Genomic DNA, 16011 nt, shown 5'->3' with positions numbered 1-16011 from the left:
GAATAACTTGAATTGTCATCCCATATCAATACGGTACTGATGTCAGCGCTTATACTAACCCCTTATCAAAAGCTTTTAATACCGCCTGAGTACGATCATTAACGTCTAATTTCGCCAGGATCTGCGATACGTGATTGCGGATCGTGCCATCTGAGTTGTTTAAAGTGATTGCGATCTCTTTGTTGGGCATCCCCAAAGTCAAACATTTCAAAACCTGAAGCTCTTTTGTTGTTAGCATCATTTGTGGCACCAACTGCTTTTTTAGTAAGTAATCGGTGAGTGCTTTTTGCAATACTTGCTGCCCTGCTACCACCTGTTTAATGGCCTCAATGAGGTCTTCAAGCTCAATGCTTTTTAAAACATACCCTTTTGCCCCTAAATTGACGGCATTGACTAGCGTATCACAATCTTCGAAAGTCGTGATGATCAGCACAGGAGGTGTGGGCTGAGGGAGTTTTTGCATTGCGCTTAATACCCCAAGGCCATCTAACTCAGGCATGCGCATATCTAACAACATTACATCAAACTGGGCCTCTTTTATTCGCTCCAATGCTTCAATACCGTTTTGAGCAACACCAGTGACTCTAATACACTCACTCAAATTCAGTAGACTTTCCAACCCCAGCCGAACTAGAGTTTGATCTTCAACCAAAAGACATGAAATCATCACTCTTTTCCTAGCTCAAGGGGTAAAGTCATAACATTCAAAAGCTGACTGTTCTCAAGGGATTGCTCAAAGTGACCACCGAATTGTGCCATTCGCTCAGTCAAGCCAACTAAACCGTTACCCGCTTTGGGCAACTTGGACTCTTTTTGGCTGTGCCATGCCTTGGCGACTAACAGCTCGGTCTCCCCTCTTACTTCTACCGAGACGTGTAAAAAGAACTCTTTTGCCTGAGTATGTTTTAACGTATTACTGATCATCTCTTGGCAAAATCGTACAATGCACAGAGTGTGCTGCTGCGAAATCCTTTTTTCATCGACATCTAACGCTAAGTCACATCGCAACCTAGGTGTCATGTCAATAATCTCTTTTAACGCATGCGCAAGTAAAGCACTGTCATTGCGTTGCACAGAGACGATATCGCGTACTTCCGAGAGCACCTCTTGGCTAAGTTGATGGCATGTCTCTAGCGACTTTGCGACATCGTTAGGTGCAACCCGTTTCGTAAAGTCTAAGTTTATGCTCAAAGCGGTTAACTTGTGGCCAAGTGAGTCGTGCAGCTCTCGAGAAATATGCTGCCGCGTTTGCGCGGCCGACATAATAGCCATCATATGCTGCGCCGCTTGGAGTTCTTTGTAGTTTTGCCGCGATTCATAGTGCATATTTAAACTTTCAACTATTCGACGGCTGACAAACCAATTCATACTGCAAAAAAAGAACCAGACAACAAAAGTTATCCAAGGGATCTCACCTTGCCAACGTTCAAAATGATACAGGCCATATGCAAACATTATCAAAGAAACAAATAGCATGACCTTGGGAAACGAAAAGTGTGGGCTAAATACCGCAGAAAACATCACAGCATGGATAAATAACAATGTTGTTGTAGAAAGAGGCACTAATGACAATATCAGTAAAAGATAGCAAACAGCGACAAGAACTACGTGTTTATTAGGGTTTTTTATTACATAAAATAATAGCAGCAGTATGGCTACACTCACAGGTAGCTGCAGCAACAAGGATGTTGACGAATTGGCATAGTATGCACAGGCACAGGTCACCCCAAGCCATGAAGCTATAGTTGAAAAGCGCCAATCTGTTGTGTGTCTGATCTGAGAGCCCATAGTGTACTACTTCGTTTTTTTAACCATTATGGCAAATGTGTCGGTTCAAAAACAGTGACAGATGTCATAGGTTAAATAGGCAATTTGTGACTAGTGGCGGTCTGATTTCGACGGTTAGCATATGTGTATTGAAAGAAATAGAGAGTCTATTATGCAATACACACCACGCTTTCACTTCATTGATAACTTGCGCAGCACTGCACTTATACTGGGCGTCATCTTTCATACAGCCCTCACTTATGGGCCATACTTTAAAAACATTTGGCTTAGTGCCGATCCAAGTAACTCGGTATTTTTTGATGTGCTTTCAAATTGGCTGCATTTATTTCGCATGCCACTGTTTTTTGTTATCGCAGGCTTTTGTAGTGCATTAATTATCCAACAAAATAGTACTTATGCGTTTATCAAATTAAGGCTAAAACGAATACTCATCCCCTTTATTATATTCTTCCCTTTATTGGCGGCCTCGTTCGTGCATGTACTCACTTGGGGTGCAGATATTGCCGATCCTGTACCCGCCATTTTTACTGTCTTTAAAGTTATTGAAACGCCACAGATTAGCACCATGCATTTGTGGTTTTTGTGGTTATTAATGCAGCTTTGTTTATTACATTGGGTGATAATGCATATTTCAACCCGATGCCAATACCTATGCAGCGTCTTCGCAAAGCCAATTATCGCGTGTTTAGCTGTTGCCACACTCAGTTTTGCTGCACTGCTGGGCCAGCCTGTGCCGTTTCCCGCACCCGATAAGATCCAGCCTCAATTATGGGGGCTCGTCTTTTACGGGGCTTTTTATGTTATGGGCATAGGATTACACCACAAACCGTACAGGCTAGAATGCAGTATCAAGACAATCATATTAACAACAATTATTGCGCTGATATCAGTAAGCCTTTACCTAACTTATTTGCCTGAACCACCAACATTAGAACAAGTAATTGAAGCAGCGAAACAAGGTTCCTTTACCCCTACGGGTTGGCGACACATGCGCTTAGTGGCCATTCAAGCGGTTGCCATAGTAAGTTGGACTGTACTCGTACTACAGTTAGGTTACCTCTTTTTAAATCGAGCAAACAGATTAAGTCGATACCTTTCAGAAGCGTCGTATTGGGTTTATTTGGTCCATGTTCCGCTGCTACTTTATATCCAGTTTCCCCTCATTAACCTCGACTTGTCTGTATTTGCAAAGTTTACAATAAGCCTACTTGCCACCTTATCAAGCTCTTTATTAACCTACCACTTTCTAGTCCGAGGACGTTTTTTAGGTCACTTATTGAATGGCAAAAAAAAGCCTGAGTATACATAAGGGGAGTGGCCCATCTACACTTTGTTTCGGATATTACCAAGCAGCAGTCACTAGATGGCATACCCTGTGTGGATGCTGCTGCCAACGCTTAACAATATCGGGGGAATTACTCAAACTCTTTGTCATCCTCTACAACGGTAAACTTAGAGCTATGTACCAAATTACCTTTTGCGTGAATCTCAATATACCAATCACCTGGCGTTGCTTCATATGGATAATCAAAGTAATAGGCAAAACCCCAAATATACTCACCATTGTGCCCTGTAATATCTACTTGCCGATTTAATTGAGATCTTTTCTCCCCACTAGGGAGTATCATTTCTGGGTAGGAGATCCGAACATCAAGGTTATTTACATGCTCAGGGATAGATAAAAAAGCAATACCAATTTCAAAGCCGGTGCCTAATCTATTAGGGATGATCCAAGTTCTTTCTTTAAGCGTTTTTGATTGTTCATCTACGTTCATCACGCCGCTCAGTGAACTTTCATCTTGGATTAGTTCGCCACCTATTTTTTCTATATAAGAATGGACAAATACCACAGACTCTATCTTACTTCTGCTTGACTGCGCTGCCATAGAAGCAAAATTTGATAAAACAAGAATACAAAACAGTAGCGCTTTTAACATAGTTCACCTCTGTTCACTCATTTCACAATGAGCGCCACTTAACCGATAAATACAGCCGATAAACAGGCTACCTTTAGTGCTGACCGGCAAAGTTATTTAGCTTTGGGTACACTCCGTGTTCAACAATATAAACTACCAACGCAGCCTAAGCCAATCACAATCTTCCATATCATTTAACAAGATAGTCTGGTCCTGCTTGTTAACTAGCCCAAGCGTCTACTGTGCCAAATACGACTCTAAAAGCTACAAATACTTAAACGATCAAATGACAAAACGTAATCAAAGTTTGAAATGTAAGAGGGAAAGGGAGTGTTACTTGTTTGGCAAAAGGCCTGCTAAGCAGGCCCCTAAGTACTTATTTATGACTGTGCAACTGGCTGTTCAACAGCCTCCACATCTGCTTGTTTACCTAAAATACGATGTGTAATTGTACCTGCTGTCATGGAACCAGAAACATTCAAAGCAGTACGTGCCATATCAATCAGTGGCTCAATAGAAATCAGTAGTGCTGCAATAGTCACTGGTAGACCCATCGCAGGCAACACAATTAACGCTGCAAATGTCGCGCCCCCACCAACACCTGCGATACCAAATGAGCTGATCGCCACAATCGCCACCAAAGACAGTATAAACGAGATATCCATAGGGTTAATGCCCATACTTGGAGCCACCATCACTGCCAGCATCGCAGGATAGATCCCTGCACAGCCATTTTGACCTATTGTCGCGCCAAATGATGCCGATAGGTTAGCAATCGCAGGCGGTACATTGAGCTTATTAATTTGCGTGTCCACGTTCAAAGGGATAGTTGCGGCACTGCTGCGCGATGTAAATGCAAACGTCAATACCGGCCAAATTTTTTGGAAAAACTGTTTAGGGCTTACACCAAACAGACCCACTAACAAACCATGTACAACAAACATCAAAAAGATTGCTAAGTAAGATGCCACGATAAAACCAAGCAAATTAGTGATATCCGCAAGACTTGATGTTGCTACAACCTTAGCCATTAATGCCGCTACACCGTATGGCGTTAGTGAGATCACCATTTTAACTAATCTCATAACCACAGCTTGTACAGTCTCAACGAATGTACGGATCGGCGTTTCTAACTCTTCGCGCTCAGCCATCACTTTACGTGCCGCTATACCTGTTAAAATACCAAAAATCACAACCGCGATAATTGAAGTAGAGCGCTCCCATGCCAAATCTTGAAAAATATTAGTTGGAATGAAGCTTAGCAACATCTGCGGAATAGAAAGGTCACTCACCGTTTCACTTCGAGATGCCAAAACCGCAATACGCGATGTTTCTCGCGCCCCTTCGGTTAAGCCTTCTGCGCTCAACCCAAATAATTGCGTAATAAAGATACCAATGAGCGCCGCAATCATGGTCGTGACGACTAACACTGAAATAGTAATGCCGCTTATTTTGCCAAGCGCACCTGATTTTTCTAGCTTTACTACAGCTGCTATCATCGACACCAGTACCAATGGCATGATGATCATTTTAAGCAATGCGACATAACCGCTGCCAACAACATTAGTCCAATTTAGGGTTTCTTCTATGGCCTGATGCCCTTCCCCCAACGAAAACTGCAAAGCGAAACCAAAAACACTGCCCAATGACAGGCCAATTAAAACAAGTCGAGAAAGCGTTGCGCCTTTTTTCTGAGTTTGGAATAGAAGAACGAGAATTGCAGCAAAAACAGCAAGGCTCACCATAGCGATGAAGGACATATATTTACCTTTGAATGCTCAATAAGAGAGAAAACCTAAAAGAAGATAGTTCGGAATTTTTTCATAGCGCGCACAGTAATAAATTATTGCGTTACTGGAAAGAATGATTCGGAATGAGATATATTTTCGAGTTATTGATTTGCTGCTTTTTTGACTAAGACAAAGTAAGTACACAGCGACAGTGTATATTTTGTAGTGGCACCCATGAAGCCTCGATGCCAACTTGGTTGCCTATAAAGCATCTAGATCATTTTGAAGCGCCTCTAGCTGATCTAAAATCGCTAAGAATTTCTCGCCAAATGGCGTCACCTTATACTCAACTCGCGGAGGCAGCTCATTGAACACATGTTTATCTAAAATTCCAAACTCGACGTTACGCTTAAGACATTGATTGAGCACTTTGGTTGATAGCCCTTCAACTTGCCGCACCATTTCCCCAGGTCGATTAACCCCAGCTTTTAGTAATTGATAGACAGTTAAAGACCACTTACAGCCATAAATAGTCTCGACCATTCTCGCACTCGATTGCGGTGCTAACTTTCTTGAAATTTTTTTCTCTTGTAAAGTCATAAAGATGTACCAAAAAGTACCTACCTAACCAAATTGTACTTACTATTCAGGGGCTTTTGTTAAAATTAATATTATCACGACTTTCAAAAACAAGAGACGTGATTATGACTTTTTTCAGTAATGGCACAGCCCTTATCATAGGTGGTTCAAGCGGTATGGGCTTTGAAACCGCCAAACAACTATTGCAAGCAGGTGTCAAAGTTGAAGTACTTGGCAACAACCCCAATAAGCTAAACGCTGCGGTTGATGAACTTAGCACATTGGGTGAGATTAAAGGCCTACAAATCGACTTATATGATATCAAGGCGGTCGAGCAACTAGCGTATAGCATCGCCAGCAAGGACACACACTATGGCTACCTCGTCAATGCAGCAGGTTATTTTTCACCTACCCCTTTTGTGGAACATACCATTGCAGACTACGATAAATACCATGATCTCAACAAAGCAACGTTTATCTTGACTCAGGCAGTAGTAAAAAACATGCAACGTTTTGGAGGCGGTAATATTGTCAATATAGGCTCGATGTGGGCAAAACAAGCAATAAAGGCAACGCCTTCTTCAGCATATTCCATGGCAAAAGCAGGATTACACGCCCTGACACAACATTTAGCCATGGAGCTTGGTGAAGTCAATATACGCGTCAATGCGGTTGCCCCTGCGGTAGTCCAGACCCCCATTTACGAGTCGTTTATAGCACCTAAAGATATGCAAAAAGTGCTCGCATCATTCAATGATTTTCACCCAATTGGACGAGTTGGCGAACCTCTGGATATTGCCCATAGCATCTTATTTTTATTATCCGACGAGGCGAGCTGGATAACGGGCACGATTATGGATGTCGATGGCGGAGTGATGGCTGGTAGAAATTAGGCAAGGTCACTCCCTAGGATCCAATCAAGACGAGAATATTATGCTAAACATGAATTTTGCTGAACAAGTCATTATCCATACTGCCGAGCAACCTTGGTTAGCCAGCCCCGCCAGAGGAGTCTGGCGCAAGCCTCTGGAGCGCGAGGACAAAGAGTCAGGTCACACCACCAGCATTGTAAAGTACGACGCAGGTTCAAAGTTTAAACCGCATCCACACCCGATGGGAGAGGAGATATTTGTGCTTGAAGGGGTATTTTCTGATGAGCATGGAGACTACCCCGCAGGCACCTATTTGCGTAACCCGCCTAACAGTGTGCATGCCCCTTTTAGCCAACATGGCTGCGTTATTTTTGTAAAACTCAACCAATTTGATCAACACGACACACAAACTGTGCGGATCAATACCAGAGAAACCAGGTGGCAAATGGGGCAAGGCAATTTACAGGTTATGCCACTACACAGCTTTGCTCATCAGCACACAGCCCTAGTAAAGTGGCCCGCCAAAGAGCGATTTGTGCCCCATAAACATTTTGGCGGAGAGGAAATTTTCGTTTTGGAGGGCGAGTTTATTGACCAACATGGCAAATACCCAGCAGGTACATGGTTACGCAGCCCACATATGAGTGAGCATACCCCCTATGTCGACCAACCAACACTTATTTTGGTAAAAGTAGGTCATCTAGGAGCTGAATGAGCTGCAACATAGCGTTGTTGTATGGTTTATTGCATGGTTATAATTCGCCTATCACGATATTTATCGCAGCTTATTCGGAGCTCAACCATGAAAAAACTCTCTAAAGTACAAGAAAAACAACAAGCACTTGTACTAGACGTCGCCGACAGACTCGAGGCGCAAGCCCGCGAAGAAATCCCCGGAATGCTGCAATGCTGGTTTGATATGGAATTTCACCTTTTCCCAAGCTCTCTATTACTGTGCTTCCAATTCGAAAGCGAGCAAGCATTGGAAGCGGCAAAACCAGAGTTACTTAAATGGCAAAAGCGCCTCAGTGCAGCCATGGTAAAAAAGGGGGTGATCCTGAAAGATATGCGTAAACACTTGGTGTTTACCTTGAATGGGCCTGAGGATTAAGTTTCGTTTACTACCTCAAAAAACGGCAGTGTAGTCACCCCTGCCGTATACCCTTATTGCTTGCCATTTGTATAAACCTTTTAAAGAGTCGCCTTTTTTATTCACCGAATAATTAGCCCTTCCCACAATCACTGCAAACCATCAATACGATCAGCCAGTTTTTTTCGCGTTTCTAGATGTTTTGCAAGCAGGGTTTGAAACTCAGGCAAGGGCTGTAATGGCTGCAACATATGATTATTTTGTAGCGTCCACCACTGAGAGTTAAGTGACTCCACCCAACCCATTTCTAGCGCGTTTGCCAAATGATTTAATGCTCGCTGATGATTTCCTTGCAATGCATTTACTTCAGCCAACGAAAATTGTGTTTGCACCTTATCAAACACTTCGCCTTGTCCCAGTAAATTTTCTACTTTACTTAACAGTTGCTGCCCGCGTTTAGCGTCGTTCAGTTGTATAAGGGAAGCTGCATACAATATGATTGACTGGTAGTTGTCTGTGCTCACCTCAATCCGCCCTAGCGTGTCGTGCTGCCAACTTGGATACACTTGTAGCAAAGTGTTTCTCGCGGCTTCAAATTGCGCAGCTCTATATTGCGCGCGAGCCAGTTTTAATCTCGCAGCGACACTATAGGGAAGTCGAAACACTCGATTTCGTATATTTACTAAGATCTGCGCCTCGTTTTTACTTTCGCTCAGAGCAATCATGTCCAACGAATGTACAAAGTGGCCATGTAAAGGCTCCATTCGATCCAACAGTACTCGAGCGGCCTGCTCTGCGCCAACGCTAAGGTAAGCGAGCACTTGTTGTTCGCACACTTCAATACTTGAACAAGCATCAAAAAGTGCTGGAGTCTGCCTATGCCAATTTGCCATCGTCAAAATAGACGTCTGAGTATGTCGACTCACCTTAGCGGCATCCAATAAACGAGTATCCGAGTCAGGATCCAGCTCTAGGGCTTGCTGGTACATAAGTTGTGCCGAGTTCTGTTTCCCCATGGATTTTAATAAAAAGCTCATTGCTCGCTTTAGAGGCGCTGACAGTGGATCTAATATTATCGCCTGCTCCAAGTGGGCCACAGCCTCTGATTGTTTACCCAAGCGATTGAGCAATTTGCTATACCAAAGATGTGTCGTAGCACTGCTTTCAATCTCCAGCGATAAACTCATCGCATCTTGAGCTTGACGATAAAGTGCAAAGTTGCCTGTCGCCGCAGCTTTGTCTGATAACAGCATACCCTGCGTGGCCAGTGCTAAAGGCGAGTTGGGCTTCAATGCCAATGCCTTTTCAATATGTGGAAGCGCAGCATTGATTGCCGCCATTTCACCCCAGCTACCAAAGGTGTGTAAAAACGCATAACTAATGGCTAGGCCTATATGTGCATCTGCGTATTCCGGCTCTAGGGCAAGACTGTGCTTAAAATAGGTGACCGCCTTATTTAATGAATCAGGAGTCCTTTGACGCCAGTGATATTGCCCCATTAGATACCACTCATACGCTTGCGCATCAATGTTTTGCTTCAGCTTTTCTTCGGATTTTTCAGTATTATCTATAACACCAGATAAGGAAGCGCTCACTTCATCTTGAAGCTGAAAACTATTGTCGGATTGACCAGTATAGATTTTCGACCACAATAGCTGACCATCATGGGTACCTATTATTCTTACATGAATACGCGTTTGCTCACCCATTTTTTGTATATGGCCATCTAGGATCGCGTCAACTTGCAGCGCCTTGCCTATCTCAGTAGCGCTGTCATTACCTCGATATAAAAATGATGAATAACGTGAAATTACCTTAAGCGATTTTACCTGGGACAATTGATTGATAATGGCGTCGGATAAGCCTTCTGCGAAATATTGGCTATCTTGCAATGGGCTTAAGTCTTCAAACGGTAATACCGCTATAGAATGGACGTTTAACGACTGAGGATCGGCTATTTCATCCGACTGAGTAAAATACCAAATCAGAAATAGAATTGGCAGTACACAACATATTGCCGCGAGTTGTTGTCGTGTAGCGCTCGCCATATTCGATAAATAAGGTGACTCCACCTTCTTGACCTCTGCAATAAGCAGGTAGCCTTCATTCGGTATGGTTTTAATAAAAATTGGGTTGCGTGCGCTGTCATCAAGCGCTTTGCGAATTTTGCTGATAGTCACCGACAAAATATCAGCCGCAACAAATTTACCTGCCCAGACTTGTTCGAATATTTTCTCTTTAGTGACAACTTTTCCGGCTTCTTGGATCAACAGCACAAGTACTTGCATACTCTTATTGTCGAGCATACGGGTTTCTGATTTGTTTTTGATGCTGTTGGTCTTCGGACATACCTGCCAGCGACCGAGCTGATACTGTTGACTATGCCTCACCCTTTAATCCCACCCGGTAAATATACTTCAAATTGCAAGCAGCGATCCTCTTTGACATCCTATTTTTAATTTTTGCCAAGTAGACTGAACACAATTGACAATACTTTGGGCCTCAGACATTGTGCAGATTGCATAAAGAAATATCAAAAATAAACGCCAAAGTGTAGTACCTAACACCGATTCGCCTCAAAACCAAAGTCTCAACTCGTTTTAAAATCAGCTGAACTCGGATATTTCAGCATGGTCAAAAAAAATAAACCACTGAAAGTATTGAATATATTTTTATCAAACAAGCATTATTTGTAATTTTAGAAGATTTAAGGTGTTTTAAGTTGCTCAAAACTTCTTGTCTAGTAGCGTTTGAGCAAATGATGTTAAATTAAGAGGCTTGTTATGGGCAATTCTATAAATCTAAAAAAAGCGATGGTATTAGTCACTGCGTTAAGTTTAAGCGGCACGACAATGGCTAATAATGATTCACAATTCAACCACACTGCGCCAGTCGCCACACAAAAAGAACTTCAAGGGCGATTTTGGGATCTATCAGAGCTCGATAAAGCCTTTATTAGCGCTGCCCCACAAGACATGAAAGATGGCACCCCAGTTGGAAAGTTGGCCCTACATAGCAAAAACCAAGATGTGGTTATGCAATTCGCACAAGAGGTAGCTAATAAAAAACATGGTGACTACACCAGTATGTTGATATCACATCAAGGAAAACTGGTTTTTGAATCTTACTTTCTGCGCGGTAGAGTCAATTTACCCCATGACCAAGCATCCGCAGTGAAAGGCTACACCAGCTTACTCTTGGGCAGGACCATTCAACTTGGTTATTTAACCATGACGGACTTACATAAACCCTTAGTCAATTTTTTACCTGAGTTAGATGCAAAGAAGTTCACCCAAGGAGCACAAAATATCACTTTGCACAAAGCACTGATTATGAGCGGTGGTCTGCAAATTTCGGAAGATAAAGCCAAGGAGTTATCTCGCAATCAAAATGAGCTATCAAGCAAAACTCTAAAAAAGCTTAAAGGTCAGGGCTTTATCCAAGAACTCTTAGAACACAGCCAACCAATTACTGATGAGTCTCAACAATATCGCTACGGCAATTACAATCCAACCTTGGTCATGCAAGTCATAGATGCCGTGGTGCCAGGTGGTGCGGAGCAATTTATCAAGAAAGAATTGTTAAACAAGTTAGGTATTACAAACTTTACTTGGGCTAACGCGATAAGCGGATTACCTGAGGGTGGCTGGCGAGCATCAATGACATCAAGAGATATGCTCAAGCTCGCCCAACTCGTTAAAAATAACGGTAAATGGCAAGGGGAGCAGTTGATATCCCAGCATTATCTAAATAAGGCGATGCAAAAGCTCATTCGCCCTGTTTCAGACTGGATCCCCAAACATTACTCTTATGGTTACTTCTGGTACCAGACCGATATCAATGTGAAAGGTAAAAACTACAACGCCAATATCGCCTGGGGCGGTGGTGGTCAACGTCTGATAATTATCAAAGAGTTAGATTTAACTGTCGTGATCACCGGATACGACAGAGAAGACACTATTTTTGACCAAATAGCCCAAAGAGTTGTACCGGCATTTATTTAGCGCTTGCGCACTTATAAAGCGCCTCTTATGTGGCGCTTGCACAAGCCTATTTCAAAGCGCTAAAGCCGACATGCAGCGTTGATTTTTTCACCATATCTAGGTCACCAAACAAAGGCGTATTCAACCTCACTTACATAACTCAGCGGCACGCTTTGCCTTCATACACAACGCATATTTTGCACTAGATACTCGACTTTTGCCCAATTCAGAATATCAATCACCTATGCTACTTTTTGCTATTCCAACCTAAATAGAGCGATATATAGGGTAAATCGTGCGGCCTCAATTTATCAAAATTCAGAATACCCGAAATAAAAACATGTTTAATGTAAACGTCATGTTGACCTTTGGACTATTAAGAAATATCGTGTAATTCGCAACCCTATCAGGCTATCAAATCGACGCCTTTTAGTGGTCGTGAGCATGATTTACTCACTCTTGTTTCTGTTTTGGTACAAAGTTGTTAATGCAGAGTACTCAATTGATGCATATCAACCCTCACATCGCAATAAAGCAAGAGTAGAAGCGAGAGTTATAGCGGTTGCTGGAAAGAAATTAATATAATCGCTGTTATATCTCAAAAGCCAATGGCAAAAAAGTTAGGATGTGGTAGAAAAACAATTGGTAACTATGAGCAGAGTATGAATTCGATAAAGTTTAAACCTTTTTAGATATTGCACTGCAAGCTAAATACTAAGTCTTTACTTAATCATGTAAGGCCCATTAGAAATGCTCTCACTAGGCCTGAGTTACAGGATGACGAAGAATGAACGAAATATTACCTCGTATATTTTTATATAAATTAAACACTTCAATTACTTGGATAGTTAAAAATCGCCTCCTAACCCGCAAAAACTGTGAGGTAAAACCTATCAGACAATCACAGCCTGATAATGCTTATACTGATACATTTGCTACGGTGAAGCCTGACAGCTCTTTCGAACATACTCGTCAAATGCTGACGGGCGAGTAAGCATGAAAAAACCAACGCCTCTCGACACATTAAGTAAGCTGAAATATGTTATGACATCAGTGGTAGCTTGATATACAAAACGTAAAGGATAAACAGCAATGAACTCCCCTTTTAGAAATCTTCGAAAACTGCAAACCCTTGGTTTAACTAGCCGTGACTCGGTATCTGATGGAATAGGTGCTTATGGCCCATCAAAGGAAAGCTCAATCAAAGACAAGTTTACCGCCTCTCAATTCAAAGGAGGACAGCACCTCACCATCAGTGCTTGCGTCTCGATATCGGGAGGCAATACAGCTTACAAAGCACCAAGAACAGCACAACGGCAATTTGGTAGTATCCCTATCACGATTGATAAGCTGAAATAAGGATAACTAATGAAGCTTTCAAATTTAATCTTGCTAAGTATCGCCTCTCTGGCTTTTTTTTATATCCAATTATGGGACCAGCGCCTAGTGACGCCAATTTATATTAGCCTGTTAACTATATGTATAGGCTATGGCATCTACATAAGAGAGATCAATGTAATTCATATAGCAGGGTTTATTTTAGCTTTAACTGGGATTGAGATAATCATTTTCGAGTCTGGTATTATTAACCACGTGACAGTTGCTGAAAACACGTTGCTTCAAGGTAGCATTATTTATGGTGTACAAATCTTTTTTACTGTTACCACAGCCCTTGTATTAATATTCAGAGTGCAATTGTCACGACTTTTGTCCAATTCAACAAACATAAAACTCACTAATTTTGATGGTGTTTTTCATTGGTTATTCATCTACATGGCAATTGTAAACTTGTTAACACTGCTAGAAAACATTGCTTGGTCTTATTTCAATATGAAGTCTTGGACATTGATTTATGACAATTTTGAAGGACTGATTTACATTGCATGGGCGCTCTGCTGTGGCGCTCTGCTTACCATGTTAATTTGCGCGCCTAAATTAACCCCTCCTCAAGAACGTAAGCTTTCTTAATCAACACACATACCTAGAAATGGCAAAAAACCAGATCTCTATCTGGTTTTTTGTTGCCGTTAATTGCTACTTTGGCGTTGCAACATGCCTGAGGTAAAGTCATCTCATAGTGTGCAATTCATTATTGTGCACTTAACCAAGAAGGACAACTCGGTGACTGCCGATAGTGCTTGATTAAGCTACGTCGCGAGTCATGAAACTGCCACTGCATTTTGTCGGTATAAGTTTGATATAAAAAGGATTGGCCAGATCAAATACCGTTTCGAGTAATGTCTCCTGACCCAATTCAGGGTGATAGGGTGGGGAAATGGGCCTACTCGTAACCGTGTTTAAGCTGCATTAATGTACAAAACGTCTTATTCAATGCGCTTAGGTTGTTAGGGTCTATTCAAAGGCTTGTGCCAAGTCAATCCACCTAACAACCCATTTTTTTCGCGGCATTACGCTAACTTAAAGCGATTTATCATCCTCATCATGTCCTCAGAAACCTGACTTAGCTCTTCACTGGCTGTCGCCATTAAGGTCGATTCACCAGCCAACGAAGTGGAACCGTCATTCAAATTGGCAACATTTTGATTGATACCATTGACCGTCATGGTTTGCTGTTCCGTAGCCGCAGAGATTTGCTGATTCATGCCTTGGATAGCATGAACCTCTTGCGCTATCTCGTTAAGCGCCTCTCCCGCTGATGACGATATCTCCGACGTATTGGACGCTTTTTCAGCGCCTTTACTCATCACTTCTACCGCTTGCTCAGCGCCAGCCTGTAACTTCTCAATAATCGTTTGAATCTCAATGGTTGATTCCTGCGTGCGCAATGACAAAGTGCGCACTTCATCAGCAACCACAGCAAAACCTCTCCCAGCTTCTCCTGCCCGTGCAGCTTCAATGGCTGCATTTAATGCCAACAGGTTGGTTTGCTCAGCAATACCTCGGATCACCTCAAGGACGGTATCGACATTGCGACTATCCGCAGCCAGTTGAGCAATGACCTGACTCGCTTCCCCAATATCTTCTGCCAAAAGTTGAGACTTTTGAATGTTACACTCAATGATCTCTAAACTCTGCTCTGTTTGTTTGGCCGCTTTCACACTGAATTCTGATGCGTCTACCGTTCTGCCCGATACTTCAGTCACCGCTGCGAGCATCTCATTCATTGCCCCAGCAAGCTCTTCCGTATCACTGCGTTGCTGATTCAAATTCATATCCACAGTTGAAACGGACGATGACAACCGAGTAGCAGAATCAGCCAGCTGTGTTCCTGCGGCACTGACGCTGAGCATAATGTCCTGAATAGAACCCACAAAGCGATTAAAATACTGAGCTAAATCGATCAGCTCTTGACTGCCTTCTTCTTTCAAACGCTGAGTTAAATCCCCTTCACCACTCGCAAGATCGCGCATTGCTGACACAGTGCTTTTAATTGGTTTAGTTATACTTCTAATGAAATAAATCACCAAGGTAGATAACACCGCCAACACCATAACGACGTTCATCAGGGATATCATCTGAGATTGCTCGATATCTTCCTCTAACGCTGCAATATTGATACCAGTGCCAATCATCCAATCCCACTCGTGAAAATAGTCAGCGTAACTGGTTTTTGGTGTCAATTCCGTTGCATCAGGTGAGGTTTTCCAAAGATATTCAACAAATCCCCCCCCACTTTTTCCGGTCGCATAAAGCTCTTCCACAAATAACTTTCCATTGCCATCTTTGAGCGGCAAAATATTCGTACCAAGCAGGTGCTTTAAACCAGAGGCCAGCTGTATCCCTTCCTTATCAGCCACAAAAATATAGTTGCCGTTGTCAAAGCGCATTGCAGAAATAGCCACTAAGGCCAAGCGCTTCGCTTCTTCTTCACTGAGCACGCCACTTCTGCTTTGTTCATAGTAATGGTTGATAACACCGAGTGCGCTCTCAATGATCAGCTGCACACCGTATTCATAGTTAGCACGCATATGCTTGTTGGTGTTATGAGCATCCAGCAAAGAATTAGCGAAAAGCCCCATTGCAAATAACACGACTATCATCCAAGCACGTGTACTAATTGGTGCATTATGAATTGAAAAGTTCATGATGCCT

General features: G+C 42.5%; 14 protein-coding genes. 7 read left to right on the top strand and 7 right to left on the bottom strand.

The genetic code is table 11. The features are described from left to right. Positions 1 to 49 precede the first annotated feature (49 nt). Together QNM18_RS11975 and QNM18_RS11970 are read right to left on the bottom strand one after the other, a co-directional pair. Positions 50 to 667 (bottom strand): response regulator, encoded by a 618-nt coding sequence (locus QNM18_RS11975; protein WP_211011352.1) that lies wholly within the window; start codon positions 665 to 667, stop codon positions 50 to 52. After that, positions 667 to 1788, bottom strand: a complete 1122-nt coding sequence (locus QNM18_RS11970; protein WP_284137356.1) for a sensor histidine kinase — start codon at positions 1786 to 1788, stop codon at positions 667 to 669. The genes QNM18_RS11975 and QNM18_RS11970 overlap by 1 nt, the downstream gene beginning before the upstream one ends. A 151-nt stretch (positions 1789 to 1939) precedes the next feature. On the opposite strand from QNM18_RS11970, the gene QNM18_RS11965 reads away from it, so the two are divergent. Further along, positions 1940 to 3097, top strand: coding sequence for an acyltransferase family protein (locus QNM18_RS11965; RefSeq protein ID WP_284137355.1), 1158 nt, complete (start codon positions 1940 to 1942; stop codon positions 3095 to 3097). Positions 3098 to 3203: 106 nt separating this feature from the next. Here QNM18_RS11965 and QNM18_RS11960 read toward each other — a convergent pair whose 3' ends face one another. The 3 genes from QNM18_RS11960 to QNM18_RS11950 form a co-directional block, all read right to left on the bottom strand. Continuing rightward, on the bottom strand, positions 3204 to 3725 hold the full coding sequence (locus QNM18_RS11960; RefSeq protein ID WP_211011355.1) for a DUF3859 domain-containing protein: 522 nt from the start codon (positions 3723 to 3725) through the stop codon (positions 3204 to 3206). A gap of 359 nt (positions 3726 to 4084) precedes the next feature. Then, on the bottom strand, positions 4085 to 5464 hold the full coding sequence (locus QNM18_RS11955; RefSeq protein WP_211011356.1) for an L-cystine transporter: 1380 nt from the start codon (positions 5462 to 5464) through the stop codon (positions 4085 to 4087). A 231-nt stretch (positions 5465 to 5695) separates the two neighbouring features. Then, entirely contained in the window at positions 5696 to 6034 is a 339-nt protein-coding gene (locus QNM18_RS11950) for a winged helix-turn-helix transcriptional regulator (protein WP_211011357.1), read from the bottom strand. Between the two features lie 104 nt (positions 6035 to 6138). On the opposite strand from QNM18_RS11950, the gene QNM18_RS11945 reads away from it, so the two are divergent. The 3 genes from QNM18_RS11945 (at position 6139) to QNM18_RS11935 (ending at position 7996) form a co-directional block, all read left to right on the top strand. Beyond that, positions 6139 to 6906 (top strand): SDR family NAD(P)-dependent oxidoreductase, encoded by a 768-nt coding sequence (locus QNM18_RS11945; protein WP_284137354.1) that lies wholly within the window; start codon positions 6139 to 6141, stop codon positions 6904 to 6906. A 40-nt stretch (positions 6907 to 6946) separates the two neighbouring features. Then, the gene (locus QNM18_RS11940; RefSeq protein WP_211011359.1) at positions 6947 to 7600 is read left to right on the top strand and encodes a cupin domain-containing protein; all 654 of its coding nucleotides are present in this window, start codon (positions 6947 to 6949) and stop codon (positions 7598 to 7600) included. A gap of 87 nt (positions 7601 to 7687) precedes the next feature. Further along, a complete protein-coding gene (locus QNM18_RS11935) occupies positions 7688 to 7996 on the top strand; it encodes a hypothetical protein (RefSeq protein ID WP_211011360.1) in 309 nt (102 codons plus the stop codon). A gap of 128 nt (positions 7997 to 8124) precedes the next feature. Here QNM18_RS11935 and QNM18_RS11930 read toward each other — a convergent pair whose 3' ends face one another. Next, positions 8125 to 10365 (bottom strand): winged helix-turn-helix domain-containing protein, encoded by a 2241-nt coding sequence (locus QNM18_RS11930; protein WP_284137353.1) that lies wholly within the window; start codon positions 10363 to 10365, stop codon positions 8125 to 8127. Positions 10366 to 10758: 393 nt separating this feature from the next. Here QNM18_RS11930 and QNM18_RS11925 point away from each other — a divergent pair, with 393 nt between their 5' ends. The 3 genes from QNM18_RS11925 to QNM18_RS11915 all read left to right on the top strand — a co-directional run bounded on the left by QNM18_RS11925 (position 10759) and on the right by QNM18_RS11915 (position 13926). Beyond that, on the top strand, positions 10759 to 11979 hold the full coding sequence (locus QNM18_RS11925) for a serine hydrolase domain-containing protein (protein WP_211011362.1): 1221 nt from the start codon (positions 10759 to 10761) through the stop codon (positions 11977 to 11979). 1071 nt (positions 11980 to 13050) lie between these two features. Beyond that, complete coding sequence (locus tag QNM18_RS11920; protein ID WP_284137352.1) at positions 13051 to 13317, top strand: hypothetical protein; 267 nt, start codon at positions 13051 to 13053, stop codon at positions 13315 to 13317. A gap of 9 nt (positions 13318 to 13326) precedes the next feature. Continuing rightward, the gene (locus QNM18_RS11915) at positions 13327 to 13926 is read left to right on the top strand and encodes a hypothetical protein (RefSeq protein WP_211011364.1); all 600 of its coding nucleotides are present in this window, start codon (positions 13327 to 13329) and stop codon (positions 13924 to 13926) included. Between the two features lie 440 nt (positions 13927 to 14366). Here QNM18_RS11915 and QNM18_RS11910 read toward each other — a convergent pair whose 3' ends face one another. Next, the gene (locus QNM18_RS11910) at positions 14367 to 16004 is read right to left on the bottom strand and encodes a methyl-accepting chemotaxis protein (RefSeq protein ID WP_284137351.1); all 1638 of its coding nucleotides are present in this window, start codon (positions 16002 to 16004) and stop codon (positions 14367 to 14369) included. Positions 16005 to 16011: the final 7 nt, after the last annotated feature.

It is taken from the genome of Pseudoalteromonas obscura (assembly GCF_030135505.1).
Taxonomy (GTDB): Bacteria; Pseudomonadota; Gammaproteobacteria; order Enterobacterales; family Alteromonadaceae; genus Pseudoalteromonas; species Pseudoalteromonas obscura.
This window is presented reverse-complemented; position numbering and strand designations above follow the sequence as displayed.

Coding starts and splice junctions, on each gene's coding strand:
- QNM18_RS11970 (WP_284137356.1), bottom strand. CDS start 1,788: ATGGGCTCTCAGATCAGACACACAACAGATTGGCGCTTTTCAACTATA.
- QNM18_RS11935 (WP_211011360.1), top strand. CDS start 7,688: ATGAAAAAACTCTCTAAAGTACAAGAAAAACAACAAGCACTTGTACTA.
- QNM18_RS11975 (WP_211011352.1), bottom strand. CDS start 667: ATGATTTCATGTCTTTTGGTTGAAGATCAAACTCTAGTTCGGCTGGGG.
- QNM18_RS11950 (WP_211011357.1), bottom strand. CDS start 6,034: ATGACTTTACAAGAGAAAAAAATTTCAAGAAAGTTAGCACCGCAATCG.
- QNM18_RS11920 (WP_284137352.1), top strand. CDS start 13,051: ATGAACTCCCCTTTTAGAAATCTTCGAAAACTGCAAACCCTTGGTTTA.
- QNM18_RS11925 (WP_211011362.1), top strand. CDS start 10,759: ATGGGCAATTCTATAAATCTAAAAAAAGCGATGGTATTAGTCACTGCG.
- QNM18_RS11960 (WP_211011355.1), bottom strand. CDS start 3,725: ATGTTAAAAGCGCTACTGTTTTGTATTCTTGTTTTATCAAATTTTGCT.
- QNM18_RS11915 (WP_211011364.1), top strand. CDS start 13,327: ATGAAGCTTTCAAATTTAATCTTGCTAAGTATCGCCTCTCTGGCTTTT.
- QNM18_RS11955 (WP_211011356.1), bottom strand. CDS start 5,464: ATGTCCTTCATCGCTATGGTGAGCCTTGCTGTTTTTGCTGCAATTCTC.
- QNM18_RS11945 (WP_284137354.1), top strand. CDS start 6,139: ATGACTTTTTTCAGTAATGGCACAGCCCTTATCATAGGTGGTTCAAGC.
- QNM18_RS11910 (WP_284137351.1), bottom strand. CDS start 16,004: ATGAACTTTTCAATTCATAATGCACCAATTAGTACACGTGCTTGGATG.
- QNM18_RS11940 (WP_211011359.1), top strand. CDS start 6,947: ATGCTAAACATGAATTTTGCTGAACAAGTCATTATCCATACTGCCGAG.
- QNM18_RS11965 (WP_284137355.1), top strand. CDS start 1,940: ATGCAATACACACCACGCTTTCACTTCATTGATAACTTGCGCAGCACT.